General features: G+C 68.5%; 17 protein-coding genes. 8 read left to right on the forward strand and 9 right to left on the reverse strand.

The window, feature by feature from the left end:
- Window positions 1–63 precede the first annotated feature (63 nt).
- From CSC65_RS13370 to CSC65_RS13390, 5 genes are all read right to left on the reverse strand, one after another.
- Window positions 64–1,206 carry a polyamine ABC transporter substrate-binding protein gene (locus CSC65_RS13370; RefSeq protein WP_162411079.1) on the reverse strand — a complete coding sequence of 381 codons (1,143 nt, stop codon included), beginning with the start codon at window positions 1,204–1,206 and terminating at the stop codon, window positions 64–66.
- 194 nt (window positions 1,207–1,400) lie between these two features.
- Window positions 1,401–2,543: a polyamine ABC transporter substrate-binding protein gene (locus CSC65_RS13375; RefSeq protein ID WP_162411080.1), complete on the reverse strand. Its 1,143-nt coding sequence runs from the start codon at window positions 2,541–2,543 to the stop codon at window positions 1,401–1,403.
- Between the two features lie 58 nt (window positions 2,544–2,601).
- A complete protein-coding gene (locus CSC65_RS13380) occupies window positions 2,602–3,981 on the reverse strand; it encodes an aspartate aminotransferase family protein (protein WP_162411081.1) in 1,380 nt (459 codons plus the stop codon).
- A 23-nt stretch (window positions 3,982–4,004) separates the two neighbouring features.
- Window positions 4,005–5,393, reverse strand: coding sequence for a glutamine synthetase family protein (locus tag CSC65_RS13385; RefSeq protein WP_162411082.1), 1,389 nt, complete (start codon window positions 5,391–5,393; stop codon window positions 4,005–4,007).
- On the reverse strand, window positions 5,390–6,175 hold the full coding sequence (locus CSC65_RS13390; protein WP_162411083.1) for a gamma-glutamyl-gamma-aminobutyrate hydrolase family protein: 786 nt from the start codon (window positions 6,173–6,175) through the stop codon (window positions 5,390–5,392). Before CSC65_RS13390 ends, CSC65_RS13385 begins: the two co-directional genes overlap by 4 nt.
- Window positions 6,176–6,363: 188 nt before the next feature.
- Between CSC65_RS13390 and CSC65_RS13395 the strand changes: the two genes are divergently transcribed.
- The 3 genes from CSC65_RS13395 to CSC65_RS13405 all read left to right on the forward strand — a co-directional run bounded on the left by CSC65_RS13395 (window position 6,364) and on the right by CSC65_RS13405 (window position 9,846).
- Window positions 6,364–7,749 carry a glutamine synthetase family protein gene (locus CSC65_RS13395; protein ID WP_162411084.1) on the forward strand — a complete coding sequence of 462 codons (1,386 nt, stop codon included), beginning with the start codon at window positions 6,364–6,366 and terminating at the stop codon, window positions 7,747–7,749.
- Between the two features lie 261 nt (window positions 7,750–8,010).
- Window positions 8,011–9,291 carry an NAD(P)/FAD-dependent oxidoreductase gene (locus CSC65_RS13400; protein ID WP_162411085.1) on the forward strand — a complete coding sequence of 427 codons (1,281 nt, stop codon included), beginning with the start codon at window positions 8,011–8,013 and terminating at the stop codon, window positions 9,289–9,291.
- 93 nt (window positions 9,292–9,384) lie between these two features.
- Complete coding sequence (locus CSC65_RS13405) at window positions 9,385–9,846, forward strand: bacteriohemerythrin (protein WP_162411086.1); 462 nt, start codon at window positions 9,385–9,387, stop codon at window positions 9,844–9,846.
- Between the two features lie 105 nt (window positions 9,847–9,951).
- Here the strand turns inward: CSC65_RS13405 and CSC65_RS13410 are convergent, their stop codons facing one another.
- Window positions 9,952–11,214 (reverse strand): MFS transporter, encoded by a 1,263-nt coding sequence (locus tag CSC65_RS13410; protein ID WP_162411087.1) that lies wholly within the window; start codon window positions 11,212–11,214, stop codon window positions 9,952–9,954.
- 336 nt (window positions 11,215–11,550) lie between these two features.
- Here CSC65_RS13410 and CSC65_RS13415 point away from each other — a divergent pair, with 336 nt between their 5' ends.
- Window positions 11,551–12,750 (forward strand): efflux RND transporter periplasmic adaptor subunit, encoded by a 1,200-nt coding sequence (locus CSC65_RS13415; RefSeq protein WP_162411088.1) that lies wholly within the window; start codon window positions 11,551–11,553, stop codon window positions 12,748–12,750.
- An 86-nt stretch (window positions 12,751–12,836) separates the two neighbouring features.
- Window positions 12,837–15,998 (forward strand): efflux RND transporter permease subunit, encoded by a 3,162-nt coding sequence (locus tag CSC65_RS13420; protein WP_162411089.1) that lies wholly within the window; start codon window positions 12,837–12,839, stop codon window positions 15,996–15,998.
- A gap of 66 nt (window positions 15,999–16,064) precedes the next feature.
- On the opposite strand, the gene CSC65_RS13425 is transcribed toward CSC65_RS13420, so the two are convergent.
- Entirely contained in the window at window positions 16,065–16,361 is a 297-nt protein-coding gene (locus CSC65_RS13425) for a hypothetical protein (RefSeq protein ID WP_202922887.1), read from the reverse strand.
- Between the two features lie 185 nt (window positions 16,362–16,546).
- Between CSC65_RS13425 and CSC65_RS13430 the strand changes: the two genes are divergently transcribed.
- From CSC65_RS13430 to CSC65_RS13440, 3 genes are all read left to right on the forward strand, one after another.
- Window positions 16,547–16,756 carry a hypothetical protein gene (locus CSC65_RS13430; protein ID WP_162411090.1) on the forward strand — a complete coding sequence of 70 codons (210 nt, stop codon included), beginning with the start codon at window positions 16,547–16,549 and terminating at the stop codon, window positions 16,754–16,756.
- A gap of 193 nt (window positions 16,757–16,949) precedes the next feature.
- Window positions 16,950–17,381: a hypothetical protein gene (locus tag CSC65_RS13435; protein WP_162411091.1), complete on the forward strand. Its 432-nt coding sequence runs from the start codon at window positions 16,950–16,952 to the stop codon at window positions 17,379–17,381.
- A gap of 111 nt (window positions 17,382–17,492) precedes the next feature.
- A complete protein-coding gene (locus CSC65_RS13440; protein WP_162411092.1) occupies window positions 17,493–18,353 on the forward strand; it encodes a PA4780 family RIO1-like protein kinase in 861 nt (286 codons plus the stop codon).
- 347 nt (window positions 18,354–18,700) lie between these two features.
- Here the strand turns inward: CSC65_RS13440 and CSC65_RS13445 are convergent, their stop codons facing one another.
- Both CSC65_RS13445 and CSC65_RS13450 read right to left on the reverse strand, forming a co-directional pair.
- Window positions 18,701–19,438 carry an rRNA pseudouridine synthase gene (locus tag CSC65_RS13445; protein ID WP_162411093.1) on the reverse strand — a complete coding sequence of 246 codons (738 nt, stop codon included), beginning with the start codon at window positions 19,436–19,438 and terminating at the stop codon, window positions 18,701–18,703.
- Between the two features lie 79 nt (window positions 19,439–19,517).
- Complete coding sequence (locus tag CSC65_RS13450; protein ID WP_162411094.1) at window positions 19,518–20,456, reverse strand: transporter; 939 nt, start codon at window positions 20,454–20,456, stop codon at window positions 19,518–19,520.
- Window positions 20,457–20,471 lie beyond the last annotated feature (15 nt).

The raw sequence follows: 20,471 nt of genomic DNA on the forward strand, positions 1-20,471 counted from the left end.
GCTGAAGCGCGACACAGGTGCGGGCCGCCCCGGGGGCGACCCGCACCTGTGTCGCGCTTCAGCCTAGCGGCCGGTCTTCAGTTCGGTCCACAAGCGGGTGAACTGGCGGTCCACCTCGGGCGGCAGGATCGCCAGGGTGAACAACTTGGCGGCCGTCTCCGGCGGCGGATAGATGGTCGGATCGTTGCGGATCGCCTCGTCCACCATCGGCAACGACGCCGGCACCGGGTTGGGGTAGCTGACGTAGTTGCTGTTGGCCGCCGCGACTTCCGGACGCAGCAGGTAGTCGATGAAGGCGTAGGCGTTGTCCAGGTTCTTCGCGTCGCTGGGGATGGCGAGCATGTCGAAGAACAGCGCCGTGCCCTCCTTCGGGATCGAGTAGGCGACCTTTACACCATTGCCGGCCTCGTTGGCGCGGTCGCGCGCCTGCAGCACGTCGCCGGACCAGCCGATCACCAGGCAGGCGCTGCCGTTGGCCAGCGCATCGATGTACTGCGAGGAGTGGAAGGTCTGGATGTAGGGGCGCAGGGTCTTCAGCAGCGCTGCGGCCTTCTCGATCACCGCAGGATCGGTGCTGTTGGGGTCTTCGCCCAGGTAGTTGAGCACGACCGGAACCACCTCGGACGGCGCGTCCAGGAACATCACGCCGCAGTCCTTCATCTTGGCCAGGTTCTCCGGCTTGAACACCAGGTCCCAGCTGTTGGCGATATCGGTGCTGCCGAAGGCCTCGGTGAGCTTGTCGACGTTGTAGCCGATACCGGTGGTGCCCCACAGGTACGGGACCGCGTACTGGTTGCCGGGATCCTGCACGGCGATGCGCTTCATCAACTCGGGGTCGAGGCCGCCGTAGTTCTTCAGCCGCTCCTTCTGCAGCGGCTGGAACACCCCGGCCTGGACCTGGCGGCCGAGGAACTGCAACCCGGGCACGACCACGTCGAAGCCCGAACCGCCCGCCAGCAGCTTGGCTTCCAGCACCTCGTTGCTGTCGAACACGCCGTAGTTGACCTTGGTCCCGCGCTCGCGCTCGAACGCCGGCACGATGTCCTCGGCGATGTAGTCCGACCAGTTGTAGACGTTCAGCGTGCCCGCGTCGGCGGGGGCCGGCGCTCCGTCGGCGGTGGCCGCCGGCTCTTCCTTCTTGCCGCATCCGGCCAGTGCGACCGTCACCAGCGCAACGCACAGCAACTTCGGTGTCCACGTGCTCATCGCCGCTTCCCCTTGCCCCGCAGGGCCGTTAGGTTGTCCACGACGCCGCCGACGGGCAGGCGTCCCCGGGTTCCCCTCCCCCTCGACTCCCACACCTCTACCGCTTCGATTATTACCGTCCGCGGAAGCGTGCTTCCGCGGGTCCAGCCTGTGGCCAGCCGCGTCGACGGCCGGCACCCCGCATTCGACCGCGCTCAGCGGCCGGTCTTGATCTCCGTCCACAGCCGCGTGTACAGCTTGTCGGTCTCCGGCGAATTGATCGCGTAGGTGAACAGCTTGGCCTTGACCTCGTCCGGCGGGTAGATCGTGGGATCGGTGCGGATCGGCTCGTCGACCAGCGGCGTGGCCGTGGTCACCGGGTTGGCGTACTGGATGAAGTTGGTGTTGTTGGCGGCCACCTGCGGTTCGAGCAGGTAATTGATGAATGCATACGCATTCTCCGGATGCTTCGCGTCGGCCGGGATAGCCAGCATGTCGAACCACTGCGGCGCGCCTTCGACCGGGATCGAGAAGCCGACATTCACGCCGTTGCCCGCTTCTTCGGCGCGGTCGCGCGCCTGGATGATGTCGCCCGACCAGCCCACCACCAGGCAGGTGGTGCCATTGGCCAGCGAGCTGACGTACTGGCTGGAGTGGAAGTTCTGCACGTACGGGCGGATGCCCTTGATCAGGTCGGCCGCCTTCTGGATAACCGCCGGGTCGGCGCTGTGCGGATCCTCGCCCAGGTAATGCAGCGCGATCGGGATCATGTCCGAAGGCGTGTCGAGCAGCGTTACGCCGCAATCCTTGAGCTTGCTGATCTTGGCCGGGTCGAACACCAGGCTCCAGCTGTTGGCCACGTCGGTGCTGCCGAAGGCGGCGGTCACCTTGTCGACATTAAAGCCAATGCCGGTGGTGCCGGACATGTACGGCACGCCGTACTTGTTGCCGGGGTCCTGCGCGGCGATGAGTTCCATCACCCGCGGGTCCAGGTTGGCCAGGTTCGGGATCTTGGACTTGTCCAGCGGCTTGAACACGCCAGCCTGGATCTGGCGGCCGAAGAAATTGAGCGTCGGCACCACCACGTCGTAGCCGCTGGAACCGGCCAGCAGCTTGGTCTCCAGCACCTCGTCGCTGTCATAGACGTCGTAGGTGACGCGGACGCCGGACTGCTTCTCGTAATTGGGGATGGTGTCCTCGGCGATGTAGTCCGAGTAGTTGTAGACATTGAGCACCTTCTCCTCGCCGGCGGCGGCCGTGCCGCCGGTCGCGTCGCCCTCCTTGTTGCCGCAAGCGGCCAGCAGGGCGGCAGTGATGCCGGCAATGAGGAGGCGCGGGGCCGACAGGCGCAGGTTCATGGGGGTATTCCTCGTCACGTCGTGGTCGTGGGATCGGATCAGCGTACCGCCGTGCCGTTCATTTGCCCAGTTCGAGGGCGGTCTCGTCCAGCGCCTTCCAGGCCTTGTCGAACAGCTCGTCCACCTGCCCGCGGCTGATCACCAGCGGCGGCGACAGCAGCATCGAATCGTAGGTCGCGCGCAGGATCAGCCCGTTGCGCAGCGCGATGTCACGGCACAGCGCGCCCACCTTGCCGCGCTCCTGGAAAAAAGCGCGCCGGCCCTTGTCGGGCACCAGCTCCAGTGCCCCCATCAACCCGGCGATGCGCGCCTGCCCGACCAGGCGGTGCTCGCCCAGTTCGGCCCAGCGGCCGGCCAGGTACGGGGCGACGTCGTCGCGTACGTGCTCGACGATCCGCTCCTCCTGCAGGATGCGCAGGTTCTCCAGCGCCACCGCCGCGCACACCGGGTGCCCCGAATAGGTGGCACCGTGCGCCAGCTCGCCACCGGCGTCCTTCAGCACGCCGGCCACCCGGTCGTTGAACATCGCCGCACCGAGCGGGATGTACCCCGAGGTGATGCCCTTGGCCACCGGCATGATGTCCGGCTGGAAGCCGAAGTACTGCGAACCGAACCACTCGCCGGTGCGGCCGAACCCGCAGATCACCTCGTCGGCGACCAGCAGCACGTCGTACTTGCGGCAGATCCGCTCGATCTCCGGCCAGTACGTCATCGGCGGGATGTAGACGCCGATCGCGCCCATGATCGGCTCGCCGATGAACGCGGCGACCCGCTCCGGGCCCAGCTCCAGGATCTTCTCTTCCAGCCGGCGCGCGGCGACCAGGCCGTACTCGTCCTCCGGCAGGTCGCCGCCATCGGCGAACCAGAACGGCGGGTCGATGTGGTGGATGTCGGGGATCGGCAGGCCACCCTGCCCGTGCATGCCCTTCATGCCGCCCAGGCTGGCGCCGGCCATGGTGGTGCCGTGGTAGCCGTTGTGGCGGCCGATGAAAATGTTCTTGCGCGGCTGGTCCTGGACCGCCCAGAAGTGGCGGACCAGGCGCAGGATCGTGTCGTTGGCCTCCGAACCGGAGTTCATGAAGAACGCGTGGTTGATGTCGCCCGGCGCCAGCTCGGCGAGCTTGGCGGCCAGGCGGATCGTCGGCTCGGTCGTGCACTGGAAGAAGCTGTTGTAGTAGGCCAGCTGCGTCATCTGTCTCGACGCGGCCTCGCCCAGTTCGGGGCGGCCGTAACCGATGTTGACGCACCACAGTCCGGCGAAGGCATCGAGCAGCTTGTTGCCGTCGGCGTCCCACACGTAGCAGCCCTCGCCGCGGGTGAGCACGCGCGTGCCGCGCTGGGCCAGCGCCGCGTTGTCGTTGAACGGGTGCAGGTGGTGGGCGGCGTCCAGGCGCTGCAGTTCGCGCAGGTCGGCAGCTTCGATGGGGTGCGGGTCCATGCGGGGTCCGTGGTCCGGGGGCGTCATACGTTCAGCAGCAGGAACTCGCGTTCCCATGAGCTGATCACGCGGAAAAAGGTCTCGTACTCCTTGCGCTTCACCGAGACGTAGGCGCGGACGAAGCGCGGCCCGAGCATCTCATGCAGTGTCGGACAGCCTTCCAGCCCGTCCAGCGCCTCGCCCAGCGAACGCGGCAGGGCGAAGCCTGCGTCCTGTGCGCTCTGCGACATCGGCGGCATGGGCTGCAATTTCTCGCGGATGCCCAGCAGTCCGCAGGCCAGGGTCCCGGCCATGGCCAGGTAGGGATTGGCGTCGGAGCCGGCGAAGCGGCTTTCCACGCGGGTGTTCTCCGGCGTGTCCATCGGCACGCGCAGGCCGCAGGTGCGGTTGTCGTAGCCCCAGTGCACGTTGATCGGCGCGACCTGGCCCAGCGCCAGGCGCCGGTAGGAATTGACGTTGGGCGCGAAGAACGCCATCGCCATCGGCACGTACTTCTGCAGGCCGCCCAGGTAGTGCAGGAACGTCGCGCTCAATTCGCCGGCCTTCTTGCCGGCAAACACGTTCGCCCCGGTCTTCACGTTCACCAGGCTCTGGTGGATGTGCATGGCGCTGCCGGGCTCGTTCTCCATGGGCTTGGCCAGGAAGGTGGCGTACACGCCGTGGCGCAGCGCGGCCTCGCGCATCGTGCGCTTGAACAGGAACACCTGGTCGGCGCGCGAGAGCGCGTCGGCGTGGGTGAAGTTGACCTCGAGCTGGGCGGCACCGGATTCGTGGATCAGCGTATCCACGTCCAGCTCCATCGCCTCGCAGTAGTCGTACATCAGGTCCAGGATCGGATCGAACTCGTTGACCGCGTCGATCGAATACGACTGCCGCGCCGTCTCCGGGCGGCCGTTGCGGCCAGCCGGCGGCAGCAAGGGGAAGTCCGGGTCGGTGTTCTTCTGCACCAGGAAGAACTCCAGTTCGGGCGCGACCACCGGCTGCAGCCCCAGCGCCTCGTACTCGGCCAGGACCCGGCGCAGCACGTTGCGTGGCGCCAGCTCGTGCGGCTGCCCGTCCTTGGTCTGGCAGTCGTGGATGATCTGCGCGGTCGGGTCGGTCGCCCACGGCACCATCCGCACCGTGTCCGGATCGGGGCGCAGCAGCATGTCCGAATCCGACGGCGAGGTCAGGTCGTAGTAGTCGTCCGGGTAGTCGCCGGTGACGGTGGTCGCGAAGATGCCTTCGGGCAGGCGCGTACCGTAGTCGTGGCTGAACTTGGCGGCGGGGATGATCTTGCCGCGCGCATTGCCGGTGATGTCCGGCACCAGGCACTCGACCTCGGTGATGTGCCGCTCCTTGAGCCAGCGCCGCAACGAGCTTTCCTGCTGTGCACTGCTGGCGGGTTTGCGTCGGGTGGGACGGGTGCTCATGCGGATTCCGTGAGGTGCAGGCGGGCGGTGGATGCGCGCCGCGCGGCGTAGGCGCGGCAGGCATCGCCGAAGGCGCGGAAGATGCCGAGGTAGAAGGGGTCCTGCGTGACCTGCCATTCCGGGTGCCACTGCAGCCCGAGCAGGAAGCCGCCCCCGTCGCGGCGGAAGGCCTCGATCGCACCGTCCGGGGCGATCGCCTCCACCACCAGCCCGTCGCCGAGCCGGGCCACGCCTTGCCCGTGCAGAGAATTGACCCGTGCCTGCGTGCCGCCGGCGATCGCGGCCAGCAGGCCGTCTTCGGCCAGGCGGATGTCATGCGAGGGCGCGTACTGCACCTCGAGCGGATCGTCCGGGTTCTCGCGGTGGTCGTCGAAGCCGATGGCCTCGTGCAGCTTCTGGAACAGGCTGCCGCCGAAGGCGACGTTGACCTCCTGGAACCCTCGGCAGATCGCCAGCACCGGCAATCCCAACGCGACCGCGCGCGGGATCAGCCCCAGCGTGGTCGCGTCGCGGGCCGGGTCGTGCAGGTTGCCTTCGTAGCTGGGTTCGTTGCCGTAATGGTGCGGCTCGATGTTGCTGACCGCGCCGGTCAGCAGCAGGCCATCCAGCCGCGACAGCCATTCGTCCGCGGCGACCGGCGGCTGCAGGGCCGGCAGCAGGACCGGGGTCGCGCCGGCACCGTCGACCAGCGCGCGCACGTACTTCTCGCCAACCGCGAGGAACGGATGCAGGCCGATCTGTTTGCGGTCGGTGGGCAGGCCAACCAGGGGCGGCAGGGCCATGCGCGGAGGGTTCCGGTGGCGTTCTGGCAACTTACCGCGGCCGTTTTATTTTTACAACACGACACCCCCCGAACCGCCCCATGCCCTGCTTTGGTGCACAAATCCGCCCCTGCAGCCCGGCAGGCCGTTGAGTATTCTTGACGACGCACCCTCCTGTTACTCTCGTCCGGCACCTGCCGAGGTCTTCGATGAACCGCGAATCCGCCCTGTCCGCGCTGCCTCCCGGGGACCTGGACACCCTGCGCGCCCTGCCCGGCCACGAGGACGCGCACGTGGACCTGCTGTTGCCCGACTGCAACGGCGTGCTGCGCGGCAAGCGCGTCACCGCCGACACACTGAACAAGGTCTACAGCGGCGGCGTGTGCCTGCCGATGTCGCTGGTCGCCGCCGACATCACCGGCAATACCGTCGAGGAAACCGGGCTGGGTTACGACATCGGCGACGAGGACCGGATCTGCCGGCCGATCCCGGGCAGCCTGCGGCCGGTGCCGTGGTCGCCGCGGCCGGCGTTGCAGTTGCTGCTGGCGATGGAAGACGGCGCCGGCGGCTGGTTCCAGGCGCACCCGCGCCGCGTGCTGCAGCGGGTGCTCGACCGCTACCACGCCCTGGGCCTGACCCCGGTGGTTGCGGTGGAACTGGAGTTCTACCTGTTCGACCGCCTGGCCGACGCCGACGGCCGCCCGCAGCCCACCCTCAACGCAAGCGACGGCGCGCGCAACGCCAGCACCCAGGTCTATTCGATCGACGACCTGGACGAGAACGCCGGCTTCATCGACGCGGTCGCCCGTGCCTGCCGCGCCCAGCGCATCCCCGCCGACACCGCGGTGGCCGAGTACGCGCCGGGCCAGTTCGAGATCAACCTCAAGCATCGCGCCGACGCGCTCGCCGCCTGCGACGACGCCCTGCTGCTCAAGCGTGCGATCAAGGCGATCGCCCTGCAGCAGGGCACGATGGCCAGCTTCATGGCCAAGCCGCTGCATGGCCAGGCTGGCAGCGGCCTGCACCTGCACGTGAGCCTGCTCGATGCCGACGGCCGCAACCTGTTCGCTGGCACCGCGGATGCACCGGCCGATGCGTTGCGCCATGCGGTCGGCGGCCTGCAGGCCAGCGCGCGCGACAACCTCCTGCTGTTCGCACCGCACGCCAACAGCTACCGGCGCTTCGTGACCAATGCCTTCGTCCCGCTCAACGACAGCTGGGGCTTCAACAACCGCACCGTGGCCATGCGCATCCCGCACAGCGATGCGGCCAACACCCGCATCGAGCACCGCATCGCCGGCGCCGATGCCAATCCCTACCTCGTCGCCGCGGCGGTGCTGGCCGGCATGCTGCACGGCATCGGGCAGCGCCTGGACCCGGGGCCGCCGGTCACCGGCAATGCCTACGAGCAGTTCGAGGTGCGCACGCCGCACTGGCGCGATGCGATCGGCGACTTCCTCGACAGCGGTTTCGCCGCCGAGTGGTACGGCGAGGAGTTCCGCCACATCTACGGCCAGCAGAAGCTCAAGGAGATGCGCGACTTCCACGCCCTGGTCCCGGACCTGGACTATGCGTGGTATCTGCGCACGGTGTAGCGCTCCACGAAGCAGGAGCGGTGGGGTGACCGAAGAGGTTCGTTGCGACACCTCCCGACTCCATGTCCCCCGGCCACGACCTATGGCCGCGGCCTCCTCCTTTACTTCCGTCGGGAGGCATCGCAACGGGCCTTCCGGACGTGGCTTGGCGCCCTTCGTTGCGGAGCCGCTTCAGAAATTGCGAGGACTCCATGCCATCAAATGCGGTAGCTCGGCCTGGAAATTCCCTGGGACGTCCTTTTTTCGCGGGAGGGTGATGCCGTGACCAGTCCCTATCCACCCAGCTGGTACGCCGCCAGCGCCAAGCCACTGCCGCAACAGCCGGCGCTGCAGGGCGCGCTGTCCGACGCGGACGTGTGCATCCTCGGCGCCGGTTACACCGGCCTGTCGGCTGCGCTGGAACTGGCCGAAGCCGGATACCGCGTGGTCGTACTGGAGGCGCAAAGGATCGGATGGGGCGCTTCGGGCCGCAACGGCGGCCAGGCCATCGTCGGCTACGGCTGCGAGCAGTCGAAGCTGGAAGGCCTGCTCGGCCAGGACGCCGCGCGCGTGCTGTTCGATCTTTCGCGCGAAGGCATGGACCTGCTGCGCGCGCGCATCGCCCGCCATGGCATCGAATGCGACTGGCGTGAAGGCCACGCCCACGTGCCGATCAAGCCGCGACAGGAACGCGAGCTGCGCGCCGGCATCGTCGAGATGGCCGAGAAGTACGACTACCCGCTGCAATGGTGGGACCGGCGACGCCTGCGCGACGAACTCGAGAGCGACCGCTACCTCGGTGCGGTCTACGACGCGGCCAGCGGCCACTTGCATCCGCTCGAATACGCTTTCGGCCTGGCCCGCGCCGCGCTGGCGGCCGGGGTGCGGATCTTCGAGCACTCGCCGGTGGTCGAGCTGGTGCGCGGCAACCGGCCGCGGATGCGCACCGCGCACGGCGAAGTCATGGCCGATTTCGCGGTGATCGCAGGCAACGCCTGGCTGCGCGGGGTCGCGCCGGAACTGGAGTCGCGGGTGATGCCGGTGGGCACGTACATCGCCGCCACCGCGCCATTGGGACCGGAGGCGGCGCACGCGCTCATCCGCAACGACATGGCCGTGGCCGACGTGAACTGGGCGCTGGATTATTTCCGCCTCAGCCGCGACCACCGCCTGCTGTTCGGCGGCCGCGCCAGCTATTCCAGCTATCCGCCGCCGAACCTGCGCGGCGTGATGCGCAAGCGCATCCGTGCCGTATTCCCGCAGCTCGCCGCAGTTCCGGTCGAATACCTGTGGGGCGGTTATGTCGACATCTCGCTCAACCGCGCCCCGCACTGGGGCCGGCTGGCGCCGAACGTGTACTTCGCGCAGGGATTCTCCGGGCACGGCTTGGCCAGCACCGGCCTGGCCGGCACGCTCATCGCCGAGGCGATCCGCGGGCAGTCGCAGCGGCTGGACCTGTTCGCCCGGATCCCGCACCACCCGTTCCCCGGCGGACGCGCGCTGCGCACGCCGCTGCTGGTACTGGCGATGGCCTGGTACCGGATGCGCGATGTGTTGTGGTGATTGCCTGCGGTGCATCCGGCAATTGATCGCGATCAAGGCAACACGCGCCACTGCCCCCTAGCCTGCGCGCACCCCCTGCATTCCGGAACGCGCATGGCCCTGCTGCTCTGGCAAGACGACCTCAACACCGGGATCGAGGTGATCGACGACCAGCACCGTCGCATCGTCTCGATGATCAACCAGCTGCACCAGGCGCAGATCGGCGCCTCGGCGCTGGTGGTGGCCGACGTGATCGACGAACTGGTCGACTACACCCTCTCCCACTTCGCCTTCGAGGAAGAGCTGATGGAGGAGGCCGGCTACCCGTTCTGCTCCGCGCACAAGCGCGTGCACGAGGTGTTCACCAAACGGGTCACCGAGTACCGGATGCGCTTCCAGGCCGGCGAGGACGTGGTCGACGAACTGAAGAGCATGCTCTCGCGCTGGCTGTTCAACCACATCCGCAACGATGACCGCGCGTACTCGGAACAGGTGCGCCGACACCTGGACCGCTTCGCCCGCGAGCACGAGCAGGGCGGCTGGCTGACGCGCACGGTCAGGCGCCTGTTCCACTGAGTACCGGGAGGGACGGAGCCGGGCCAGCCCGGCTCTACAGCCAGGGCGCGGGACGGCTTCTCGTAGAGCCGGGCTTGCCCGGCTGCACCGCGCCGGAGCGCGCGATCAGTCCAGCGGCTCCTTCGGCACCCAGAACAGCGCCAGCAAGGTCAGCGCCGCCATCCCGCTCAGGTACCAGCCGACCGCGGCGATGCCATGGCTGCCGGCCAGGCGCGTGGCGATGTACGGCGCCGGCGAGGCACCGAGGATGCCGGCGAGGTTGAACGCCAGCGAGGCACCCGTATAACGCACGGGAGTGGGGAACATCTCGGCCAGGATCGTGCCGCACGGCCCGTAGGTCAGCCCCATCAGCCCCAGCCCCAGGCACAGGAACAGCAGCACCTGCACCGGGTGGCCGGCGGCGAACAGCGGCTCGAACAGCAGGCCGAAGGCGATGATTCCCAGCGTGGCCAGGATCATCGCCCGGCGCCGGCCGCTGCGGTCGGCATACATCGCCGACAGCGGGATGGTCGCGGCGAAGCACAGCACGCCCACCATCTGCAGCAGCAGGAACTCCTGGCGGCCGTAGCCCAGCTGCGAGGTGCCCCAGCTCAGCGCGAACACCGTCATCAGGTAGAACAGGACGAAGGTCGCCATCAGCGACAGCGTGCCGACCAGCAGCATGCGCGAATGCCGGCGCAGCACGGTGGCCATGGGCAGGCGCTCGCGCTCGTCGCGGTCCACGGTCTTCTGGAACGCCGGGGTCTCGGTGATGCGCAGGCGTACCCACAGCCCGACCAGCACCAGCGCGGCGCTGGCGATGAACGGGATGCGCCAGCCCCAGGCCATGAACTGCGCTTCATCGAGGAACGCGGCCAGCAGCAGGAACATGCCGGTCGAGCACAGGAACCCCAGTGGCGCGCCCAGCTGCGGGAACATGCCGTACCAGGCGCGCTTGCCCGGCGGCGCGTTCTCGGTCGCCAGCAGCACCGCACCGCCCCACTCCCCGCCCAGGCCCAGGCCCTGGCCGAACCGGCACAACGCCAGCAGCGCCGGTGCGGCCACGCCGATCTGCGCATAGGTGGGCAGCAGGCCGATCAGGACCGTGGAGATGCCCATGGTCAGCAGGGCCGCCACCAGGGTGGCCTTGCGCCCGATCCGGTCGCCGTAATGGCCGAACAGCGCCGATCCCAGCGGCCGGGCGAAGAAGGCCAGGGCGAACGTGGCCAGCGACTGCAGGGTCGCCGCCGCCGGCTCGGCGCTCGGGAAGAACAGGTGCGGGAACACCAGCACCGCCGCGGTGGCGTAGATGTAGAAATCGAAGAACTCGATCGTCGTACCGATGAGGCTGGCGAACAGGACGCGGCGTGGAGAAGCGGGTGCACTCATCGGTGGCAGGCGGCGGCGTGAAGTCGGACCGATTCTGGCAGATATGCGGCGGCCGCAAGGTCGGACCACCCGGTCCCGGGAGAGCCGCTCGCGCGGCCCCGTGCGACCGACCCGTCACCCACCGTCGGCTGCCCACGGAATCGGCCGTGGCGCAAGCGTTGCCCGGCTGACGCTGGCCCGTCAGAATCCGCATCGCCACGTCGCACCGCGGCCGCAGCCGGCCCCGTCCGCCTCCCGCCGCACGCAGAATCACTTGACGCAATGCCCTCCACGGGCCGATGACGCCGCGCGCGTCCGAACGCCCCGCCCCCCGCCTGAACGCAGAATGGAATCGCCATGGCCTCACGCAATCCGACCATCCAACCCGCTCGCGAGCCGTCGTTTGCGCGGCGCATGACCCTGATGCTGATCGGCGTCGCCGTGATCTTCGGTGGCGTATTCGCAATCAAGGCGTTCATGGGCAAGGCGACCAACGATTTCTTCGACAACATGCCGCAGCCGCCGGTCGAGGTCAGCACCTTCGACACGCGCGAAGAGCAGTGGAGCGGCAATGCCGAGGCGGTCGGCACGCTGGTGGCCGACAACGGCACCGACGTGACCACCGAGGCCGGCGGCGTGGTCCAGTCCATCGCCTTCGAGTCCGGGCAGGCCGTGCGCAAGGGCGACCTGCTCCTGCAGCTGAACACCGCCAACGAACAGGCCCAGCTCAAGGCACTTGATACGGCCGCCCGCCTGGCCATCACCCAGCGCGACCGCTGGCGCGAGCTGGGCGAGCAGAAGCTGGTCTCGCGTTCGGAAGTGGACGAGCGCATCGCCGATGCGGCCACCACCCAGGCGCAGGCCGAGGCGCAGCGCGCCCTGATCGCGCAGAAGACCATCCGCGCCCCGTTCGACGGCGTGCTGGGCATCCGCAAGGTCAACCTCGGCCAGTACCTCAATCCGGGCGACCCGATCGTCAGCCTGCAGGCCCTGGATCCGATCCACGTCGACTTCACCCTGCCCGAGCAGCGCATGAACCAGGTCGCGATCGGCACGCCGGTGCGGCTGGACGTCGATGCCCGGCCCGGCGAGCCGTTCGAAGCCAAGGTCAGCGCCATCGAGCCTTCGGTGGACGCCAGCACCCGCAACTTCAAGGTGCGCGCGTCCCTGGCCAACCCGGACGGCGAACTGCGTCCGGGCACCTTCGGCCGGGTCGGCTTCGACCTGGGCCAGGCCAGCAACGTGGTCGTCGTGCCGCAGACCGCGGTCAGCTTCAACCCGTACGGCAACTCCGTGTATGTGGTCGTCGATGCACCGAAGCCGGCCGCCGGTGCGGAGCCGGCCGAGGGCATGCCGCAGCCGACCCACGTGGTCAAGCAGCGCTTCGTCACCACCGGCCCGTCGCGTGGCGACCTGGTCGGCATCACCGACGGGCTCAAGCCCGGCGAGGTGGTGGTGACCAGTGGCCTGCTGCGCCTGCGAAATGATGCGGGCGTGACCATCAACAACAAGGTGCAGCCGGCGGCGCAGGACAAGCCCGAGCCCGAGAACCGCTGAGCCGTCGCGACGGCGCGCGCGCCTGGCGCCGCGCCGCCCTTACCTTCTTTCCGGCCGACTCCCCTCGGGAGCGGCGGAGGACCCGGATGAAATTCACCGATATCTTCATCAACAAGCCGGTGCTGGCGATGGTCGTCAGCCTGTTCATCCTGCTGCTGGGGCTGCGCTCGTTCAACGAACTGAACGTGCGCCAGTACCCCGAGCTGCAGAACGCCGTCGTCACGGTCAACACCGCCTATTACGGCGCCGACGCGGACCTGATGCAGGGCTTCGTCACCACGCCGCTCGAGCGCGAAGTGGCCAGCGCCGAGGGCATCGACTACCTGACCTCGACCAGCGCCGCGGGCATCAGCACGATCCAGGCCTACATCCGCCTGGACCATGACGCCAACGAGGCGCTCACCCAGATCGCGGCCAAGGTCAACAAGCTGCGCAGCCAGCTGCCGGCCGAATCCGAAGACCCGGTGATCGACCTGCAGCAGGGCCAGCAGATCGCGGCGATGTACGTGTCCTTCGCCAGCGACCAGCTCAACAACAACCAGATCACCGACTACCTGATGCGCGCGGTCGAACCACGCATCGCCACGATCCCGGGCGTGCAGCGCGCCGACATCCTGGGCGCCGGCACCTTCGCCATGCGCGTGTGGATGAAGCCCGACCGCATGGCCGCGCTGGGCGTGACCGCCAGCGACGTGCATGCCGCGCTGCAGGCCAACAACGTGCTGTCCGCGCTGGGCTCGACCAAGGGCCAGATGGTCTCGGTCGACCTGACCGCGCGCACCGACCTGCGCAGCGCGGAGGAATTCCGCCAGCTGATCGTGCGCGAGCAGGAAGGCGCGATCGTCCGCCTGGGCGAGATCGCCGACGTGGAGCTGGGCTCGGAGAACTACGGCACTTCGGTGCGGATCAACGGCGATGCCGCGACCTTCATGGGCATCTTCGTCTCGCCCGACGCCAATTCGCTGGAAGTGATCGAGGAGGTCCGCAAGGTCTGGGACAACGAAATCCTGCCGCAGCTGCCCGAAGGCATCGTCGCCAGCATCCCCTACGACAGCACCGAATCGATCCAGGACGCGATCAACGAGGTGGTCAAGACGATCATCGAGGCGGTGGTCATCGTGATCGTGGTGATCTTCCTGTTCCTGGGCTCGCTGCGCAGCGTGATCATCCCGGCGGTCACCGTGCCGCTGTCGCTGGTGGGCGCGCTGTTCCTGATGCTGCTGATGGGCTTCACCATCAACCTGCTGACCCTGCTGGCGATGGTGCTGGCGATCGGCATCGTCGTTGACGACGCGATCATCGTGCTGGAGAACATCCATCGCCACATCGAGGAGGGCATGAGCCCGCACGACGCCTCGATCAAGGGCGCGCGCGAGCTGGCCTGGCCGGTGGTGGCGATGACCACGACCCTGGTCGCGGTGTACCTGCCGATCGGCTTCCAGGGCGGCCTGACCGGCGTGCTGTTCACCGAGTTCGCCTTCACCCTGGCCGGCTCGGTGCTGCTGTCGGGCATCATCGCCCTGACCCTGTCGCCGATGATGTGCGCCAAGCTGCTCAAGCCGCACAGCGAGCACGGCAAGACCCGGCTCGAGAGCTGGCTGGATGCGCGCTTCGAATCGCTGCGCACCGGTTACGAGCGGCGCCTGCACAGCGCACTGGAGACCCGCGGCGTGATCGCGGTCTTCGGGGCACTGGTGCTGGTCTCGTGCGTGTTCCTGTACATGACCGCGCCGAAGGAGCCGGCCCCGCTGGAGGACGAAGGCTTCATCTTCGCGGTCGGCAGCGCCGACGCGTACACCACGCTGGACTACGTGGAGCGCTACACCGAAGAACTGGAAACCGCGGTCAAGGACATCCCCGAGATCAACGACTTCTTCCTGTTCAACGGCGGTTTCGGCGGCGGCGGCGGCGCCAGCAACAGTGCCATGGGCGGCTTCGTGCTCAAGCCCTGGAGCCAGCGCGACCGCTCGACCAACCAGATCCTGCAGCAGGAACTGCAACCCAAGCTGGCTTCGATCACCGGCCTGAACACCTTCGCCCTGGTGCCACCCTCCCTGCCTACCGCCGGCGGCGACGGTGGCGGCGGCGAGTTCCTGGTCCTGGGTATCGGCTCCCTGGCGCAGCTCAGCGAGCTGTCCGACGCGATCCTGCAGAAGGCGATGGAGAGCCGCCGCTTCATTTTCCTGGACAAGGACCTGAAGATCGACAAGCCGCGCATCGAGGTGCAGATCGACCGCGAGAAGGCGGCCCTGCTCGGCATCGACATGCGCACCCTGGCCGCGGACATGGCCGCGATGCTCTCGGGCGGCTACGTCAACCGCTTCGCGATGGAGAACCGCTCCTACCGGGTCATCCCGCAGGTGCAGCGCAGCGACCGGCTCAATGCCGCGCAGCTGGAGAACTACTACACCCGCACCCGCGACGGCGAGCTGGTACCGCTGTCGACCCTGGTAACGCTGAAGGAAACCGCGCAGCCGCAGACGCTCAAGCGCTTCCAGCAGCTCAACGCGGTCGGCATCACCTTCGCCCCGCGCCCAGGCGTGTCCAAGGGCGAGGCGCTGCGCGTGCTGGAGGCCGCCGCCGCCGAAGTGCTGCCGCAGGGCTACAGCGTCGACTACGCCGGCGAGTCGCGCCAGTTCAAGCAGGAGGGCGCGGCGATGCTGGTGACACTGGCCTTCGCCCTGATCGCGATCTTCCTGGTCCTGGCCGCGCAGTTCGAGAGCTTCCGCGACGCGCTGATCATGCTGATCACCGTGCCGATGGCGATCTCCGGCGCGCTGCTGGTGCTCAATGCGCTGGCTTTGCTGGCCGGCGTGCTGCAGTTCTCCGGGATCGAGGCGTTCCCGGGCATGAGCATCAACATCTACACCCAGGTCGGCCTGGTCACACTGATCGGCGTGATCGCCAAGCACGGCATCCTGATCGTGGAGTTCGCCAACAAGCTGCAGCAACAGGGCCTGTCCAAGCGCGAGGCGATCGAGCAGGCCACCGGCATCCGCCTGCGCCCGGTGCTGATGACCACCGCCGCGCTGGTGTTCGCCATGTTCCCGCTGCTGATCGCCAACGGCCCCGGTGCCGCGGCCCGCTTCTCGATGGGCATGGTGATCGCCGCCGGCATGACGATCGGCACCGCGTTCACCCTGTTCGTGCTGCCCGCGGTCTACCTGTACCTGGCCCGCGACCACAGCCACGACCGTGCGGCCATCGAAGCCGAACCCGGCGAGGCGCCGGAACCGCAGGTTTACTGAGGTCCATCGCCACGACGGCTCCCCCGGGAGTCCGTCGTGGCGCCCTTTGAACGACCACCTGACGGCCTAGTCGAAGATCCCCACCGCCAGCTCCGCCCAGACCAGCGCGAAGGCCAGGCCCACGGCCGCGATCGCAAGGAGCCGGCTTGGCCGGTTCTTGAACAGCCGCACCGCCACTTCGCACGCGCTGCACGCCGCCAGCAGCATCGCGCCGAAAACCAGGAAGTCCCCGGGACCCCAGGTGACCTCGCGGGTGAACTGCATCGCCAGCGCGGGCAATGCAAGCAGGATCGCGGCCCCGCCCCACATCAGCCGGCGCCAGCCGCGGCCGGACCGAGCCGGTATTTCGCTGTTGCCTTCCATCGTCGCCTCTCCCGTGTATCGGTGCGCAATCGGCCGGCCGCGGCGATGGCGCCCTCGGTCCGTCCGGGTCGGCAGCTTCGCCGATCGCGGCGAGTCCGGCGCGGTCCGAAGGTGAAGCGTGGGCGAAGTCGCCGGCCTGCGTTATCCTCGGCCGCGATGCCTTCCCCCGGACATGGGCACGCCAGATGGACGAAGCCGATCCCGAAGTGGTCGCGATGCTCGATGCGCTGGAGGCAGGCCTGCCGCGGCTGATCATGGACACCCCGCCGTACGAACTGATGGATGCCTTCGCCGACGCGGCCGAGGCGATCGCCGGCGTGGCCGGGCCCGAGCACGCGTCCTACGTGAGTGCACGCCTGCAGGCGATGGCGGCGACGCTGCCGCTGGGCTACTAGCGGGACGCAGTCCCGGGTTTCCGCGCAGGCGCCCGAACCGGCGCGTGCCCGCCGGCCCGACCGCCCGTGGCGCGCCGCGAACACGTGCGGGCGGCCACCGCCCTACCCTGCCGCTGGTCTCCCCACCTCCGGCACATGGCCCGGCGATGGCGGCGGTCTATCTTCGATCCAGCCTGGACCCGGGAATCCCTCGATGCCGCAGATTTCGACCTTGCGCCTGTGCCTGCTGCGCGGCATGTACCTGCTGATCGCCGTCGGGCTCGGACTGACGATCTGGCCTTCGATCATCGCGCCCTCCAGTCCGGCCGCCGATCCGCATTCGGTGATCCGCGCCCTGCTCGGCGGGCTTTCGCTGATGTGCCTGCTGGGCCTGCGCCATCCGCTGAAGATGCTGCCGCTGCTGCTGTTCGAACTGGCCTGGAAGGTCATCTGGGTGGTCGCCTCCGCGCTGCCGGCCTGGCGCGCCGGCACCCTGGATGCCTACGGCAGCGAAAGCCTGTTCGCCTGCCTGATGGGCGTGGTGCTGGTGCCGCTGGTGGTGCCATGGGGCCATGTCTGGCGCACCTATGTGCGGGGTCCGGGTGAACCGTGGCGCGTGCGCCGTGGGGCCGCCGCCCCACGCTGACAGCCACGCGGCGGGGCCGCGCCGGGACTGCGATTGGCCGCGGCGGACCGGAGATGCGAAAATCACGCATCCACGGCCGTGCCCGCCACGGCCCCCACCTTCCGGAATCCAGTGAGAACACCCCAAGGCCTGCAGGCGCTGATCGACGACGGCGTCATCGACGAGGTGCTTCGACCGCTCAAGAGCGGCAAGGAAGCGGCGGTCTACGTCGTCCGCAGCGGCGGCGAAGTGCGCTGCGCCAAGGTCTACAAGGACATGGCGCAACGCAGCTTCCAGCAGCGCGTGCAGTACCAGGAAGGCCGCAAGGTCCGCGGCAGCCGCGAGGCGCGCGCGATCGGCAAGGCGACCAAGTACGGGCGCAAGCAGCAGGAGACGGCCTGGAAGAACACCGAGGTCGACGCGCTGTACCAGCTGCGCGCCGCCGGGGTGCGCGTTCCCGAACCGTTCGGCTACTTCCACGGCGTGCTGGTGATGGAACTGGTCACCGATGACCAGGGCTTCAGCGCGCCGCGCCTGGGCGAGGTCGAACTCGAGGCCGACCAGGCCCGCGAGTACCACAAGGTGCTGGTCCGGCAGGTGCAGCTGATGCTGTGCTGCGGCCTGATCCATGGCGACCTGTCCGCCTACAACGTGCTGGTCGGGCCCGACGGCCCGGTGGTGATCGATTTCCCGCAGGTGGTCAGCGCCGGCGGCAACAACGCCGCCCGCACGATGCTGCTGCGCGACGTCAACAACCTCACCGCCAGCCTGGGCCGTTTCGCGCCGGAGCTGCTGGACACCTGGTTCGGCGAGGAGATGTGGGCCCTGTTCGAGGCCGGCGAGCTGCATCCGGATACCGTGCTGACCGGCGAATTCACCCCGGACGAAAGCAGCATCGACCTGGACAGCGTGCGCCACGCGATCAACGACGCCCGCGAGGAAGCGCTGATCCGGCAACAGGGGCGCGAAGCGGCGGCGGAAGACGACGCGTAGAAGGGTGTGATCGGCGGCGGAAGACGACGCGTGGCCACAAGACGCGACTGGTCGCGGAAGGCGACATTGGGGTGGACCGGCACGGCGGAAATACGGCGCTGCGTGGGCCACGGCCCCGGTGTCGCGGTCATGCCCGCTCCTACAAGGGGACAGCCGACGCTCTTGTAGCAGCGGACTTCAGGCCGCGAAGCCGACGCCCTCGGCAGAGCAGCACCCTCAAGTTGCCGACGCCCCCGCCTCCGCGCGCTTGGCACCATCGTGATTCAGTGGTCCCCGGTGTCGCGGTCATGCCCGCTCCTACACAGGCGACCGGCCCCTCGAGGGAGCGGACTCCCGGCCGCTTACGCTCAAAATCGCTCGCCGGCGGGCAGGTAGCGCCAGGCGCCGGGCGGCATCGCCCCGTCCGGGCCCTTGCCCAGCGAGATCTTGCCGATCCGCAGGCGCCGGATCGACACCACCCGCAGGCCGACCTGGCGACACATCTCGCGCAGCTGCCCGCCCTGCACGCCCTTGATCGCGAACCGCAGGCGGGTCTCGTTCTGCCAGCTGACCTTGCATGCCGGCAGCACGCGGCCGTTGTACGACAGCCCCTGGCCGAGCTTGTGCATGCCGTAGGGGGCCAGTTCGCCGTCGACCTCGACGATGTACTCGTGTTCGATCTCGTCGCCGTCCTCGGTGAGCCGGCGCCAGACCCGTCCATCCTGGGTCAGCACCATCAGTCCGCTGGCTTCGGCATCCATCGACACCAGTGGCGTCAGCCGGTGGAAGTGGCGCTGCAAAGGGCGGATGCCGGACGGATCATCGGCCCAGCGATTCTCCGGCGTCACCAACCCACTGGCCGGCTTGGCCCCGGAGATCGCATCCCAGCCCGAAGGCTTGTGCAGCAGGATCGTGGCCGGCTCCACCGCTTCCAGGGTGGCGTCCGGATCCAGCTCGACGCGCTCGTCCGTCACCCGGTGCTGCGGCGCCTCCACCACCTGGCCATCCACGGACACCCAGCCGTTGCGGATGTACTGCTCGGCATCGGCGCGCGAGCAACCGAGCAGCTCGGCAACGCGATGGGCAAGGCGGACCGGGTCGGACATGGCGGGCATCGCGGACAGGGGCACGCAGTTTAACCACCTGCGGCGATGGCGGCTCCGCGGCGCGGACGCCGACGGTCGCCTACACCCCGCCACCCCATCGATGTTGCCAGGTCACCGCCAGGGCATCGAACTCGTTGCCGGTGCGCGCGTATACGCCACTGCTGATCGCGAATTTCACCGAGTTCCTGCGATCCACGGGCAGCGACAGCGAGGCGCCGACGCGCCAGTTCTGCTGCAGGTCCCGATTGTGCAGGCCATCGACCTGCGAGCGCCCGCCGGCGAAGTAGGTGGCATCCAGCGACCACCACGCACCCGACGCCAGGCCGCGGATCAGGTTGCCCTGCAGCGCGTACAGCGGATCCTGGGAGCGGGTCGTGCCGCCGTAGAACTCGTCGTTGTCGGTGTAGAAGGTCGCCGCCAGCTTCAGTTCGGTGATCCACGGCCCGGAAGCCCTGGACAGGCCCAGCTCGGGCTTGAACGACCAGCGGTTGCTGGCGATGTTGACGATGCGGTCGGGGTCGTACTGGCCCAGCGGCGGCGCGACCTGCAGGCTCGCACCGACGATCAGGTCCTGCTTCCAGTCCTTGAACCCGGCCATGTCCATCGCCGGCGCGCCGAGGAAATTCACCGACAGGCGCATCGCTGGCCGGCCGAAGCCGCTGACCTTGCGCTCGATCGGCATGCCGCGATACTCGGCGCTGCCGCTCAGCCGCGTGTACGGCACGCCCACATCGAACTTGGCCGACTGGCCCCACAGCGCGAACGCGCGCGCATAGCCCGTCACCAGGCTGGTGGTTTTCAGGTCCTCGTTCGTGATCGGCACGGAGGCATCGAAACTCAGGCCGCCGCGCGTCTGCACCGCGCCGGCGACCAGGAAATTCACGCCGATCGGCACGTTGGAATAGGAGCGCGGCTCGATTTCCTGCGCGAAGGCACGCCCGGGCAACAGGGCGAACGCCAGTGCGGCGAGGGACCGCAAGGCGATCGAAACCCGTACCTCCACCCGTGGCGAATCCATGGTCACCCGCCCTCT

Source organism: Pseudoxanthomonas daejeonensis, assembly GCF_010093205.1.
Lineage (GTDB): Bacteria > Pseudomonadota > Gammaproteobacteria > Xanthomonadales > Xanthomonadaceae > Pseudoxanthomonas > Pseudoxanthomonas daejeonensis.

Bases quoted from the DNA above. Each gene is read 5' to 3' on its own strand.
- CSC65_RS13370 (WP_162411079.1), bottom strand. From the start codon at position 1,206: ATGAGCACGTGGACACCGAAGTTGCTGTGCGTTGCGCTGGTGACGGTC.
- CSC65_RS13385 (WP_162411082.1), bottom strand. From the start codon at position 5,393: ATGAGCACCCGTCCCACCCGACGCAAACCCGCCAGCAGTGCACAGCAG.
- CSC65_RS13390 (WP_162411083.1), bottom strand. From the start codon at position 6,175: ATGGCCCTGCCGCCCCTGGTTGGCCTGCCCACCGACCGCAAACAGATC.
- CSC65_RS13445 (WP_162411093.1), bottom strand. From the start codon at position 19,438: ATGTCCGACCCGGTCCGCCTTGCCCATCGCGTTGCCGAGCTGCTCGGT.
- CSC65_RS13375 (WP_162411080.1), bottom strand. From the start codon at position 2,543: ATGAACCTGCGCCTGTCGGCCCCGCGCCTCCTCATTGCCGGCATCACT.
- CSC65_RS13405 (WP_162411086.1), top strand. From the start codon at position 9,385: ATGGCCCTGCTGCTCTGGCAAGACGACCTCAACACCGGGATCGAGGTG.
- CSC65_RS13420 (WP_162411089.1), top strand. From the start codon at position 12,837: ATGAAATTCACCGATATCTTCATCAACAAGCCGGTGCTGGCGATGGTC.
- CSC65_RS13435 (WP_162411091.1), top strand. From the start codon at position 16,950: ATGCCGCAGATTTCGACCTTGCGCCTGTGCCTGCTGCGCGGCATGTAC.
- CSC65_RS13410 (WP_162411087.1), bottom strand. From the start codon at position 11,214: ATGAGTGCACCCGCTTCTCCACGCCGCGTCCTGTTCGCCAGCCTCATC.
- CSC65_RS13430 (WP_162411090.1), top strand. From the start codon at position 16,547: ATGGACGAAGCCGATCCCGAAGTGGTCGCGATGCTCGATGCGCTGGAG.
- CSC65_RS13380 (WP_162411081.1), bottom strand. From the start codon at position 3,981: ATGGACCCGCACCCCATCGAAGCTGCCGACCTGCGCGAACTGCAGCGC.
- CSC65_RS13415 (WP_162411088.1), top strand. From the start codon at position 11,551: ATGGCCTCACGCAATCCGACCATCCAACCCGCTCGCGAGCCGTCGTTT.
- CSC65_RS13395 (WP_162411084.1), top strand. From the start codon at position 6,364: ATGAACCGCGAATCCGCCCTGTCCGCGCTGCCTCCCGGGGACCTGGAC.
- CSC65_RS13450 (WP_162411094.1), bottom strand. From the start codon at position 20,456: ATGGATTCGCCACGGGTGGAGGTACGGGTTTCGATCGCCTTGCGGTCC.
- CSC65_RS13425 (WP_202922887.1), bottom strand. From the start codon at position 16,361: ATGGAAGGCAACAGCGAAATACCGGCTCGGTCCGGCCGCGGCTGGCGC.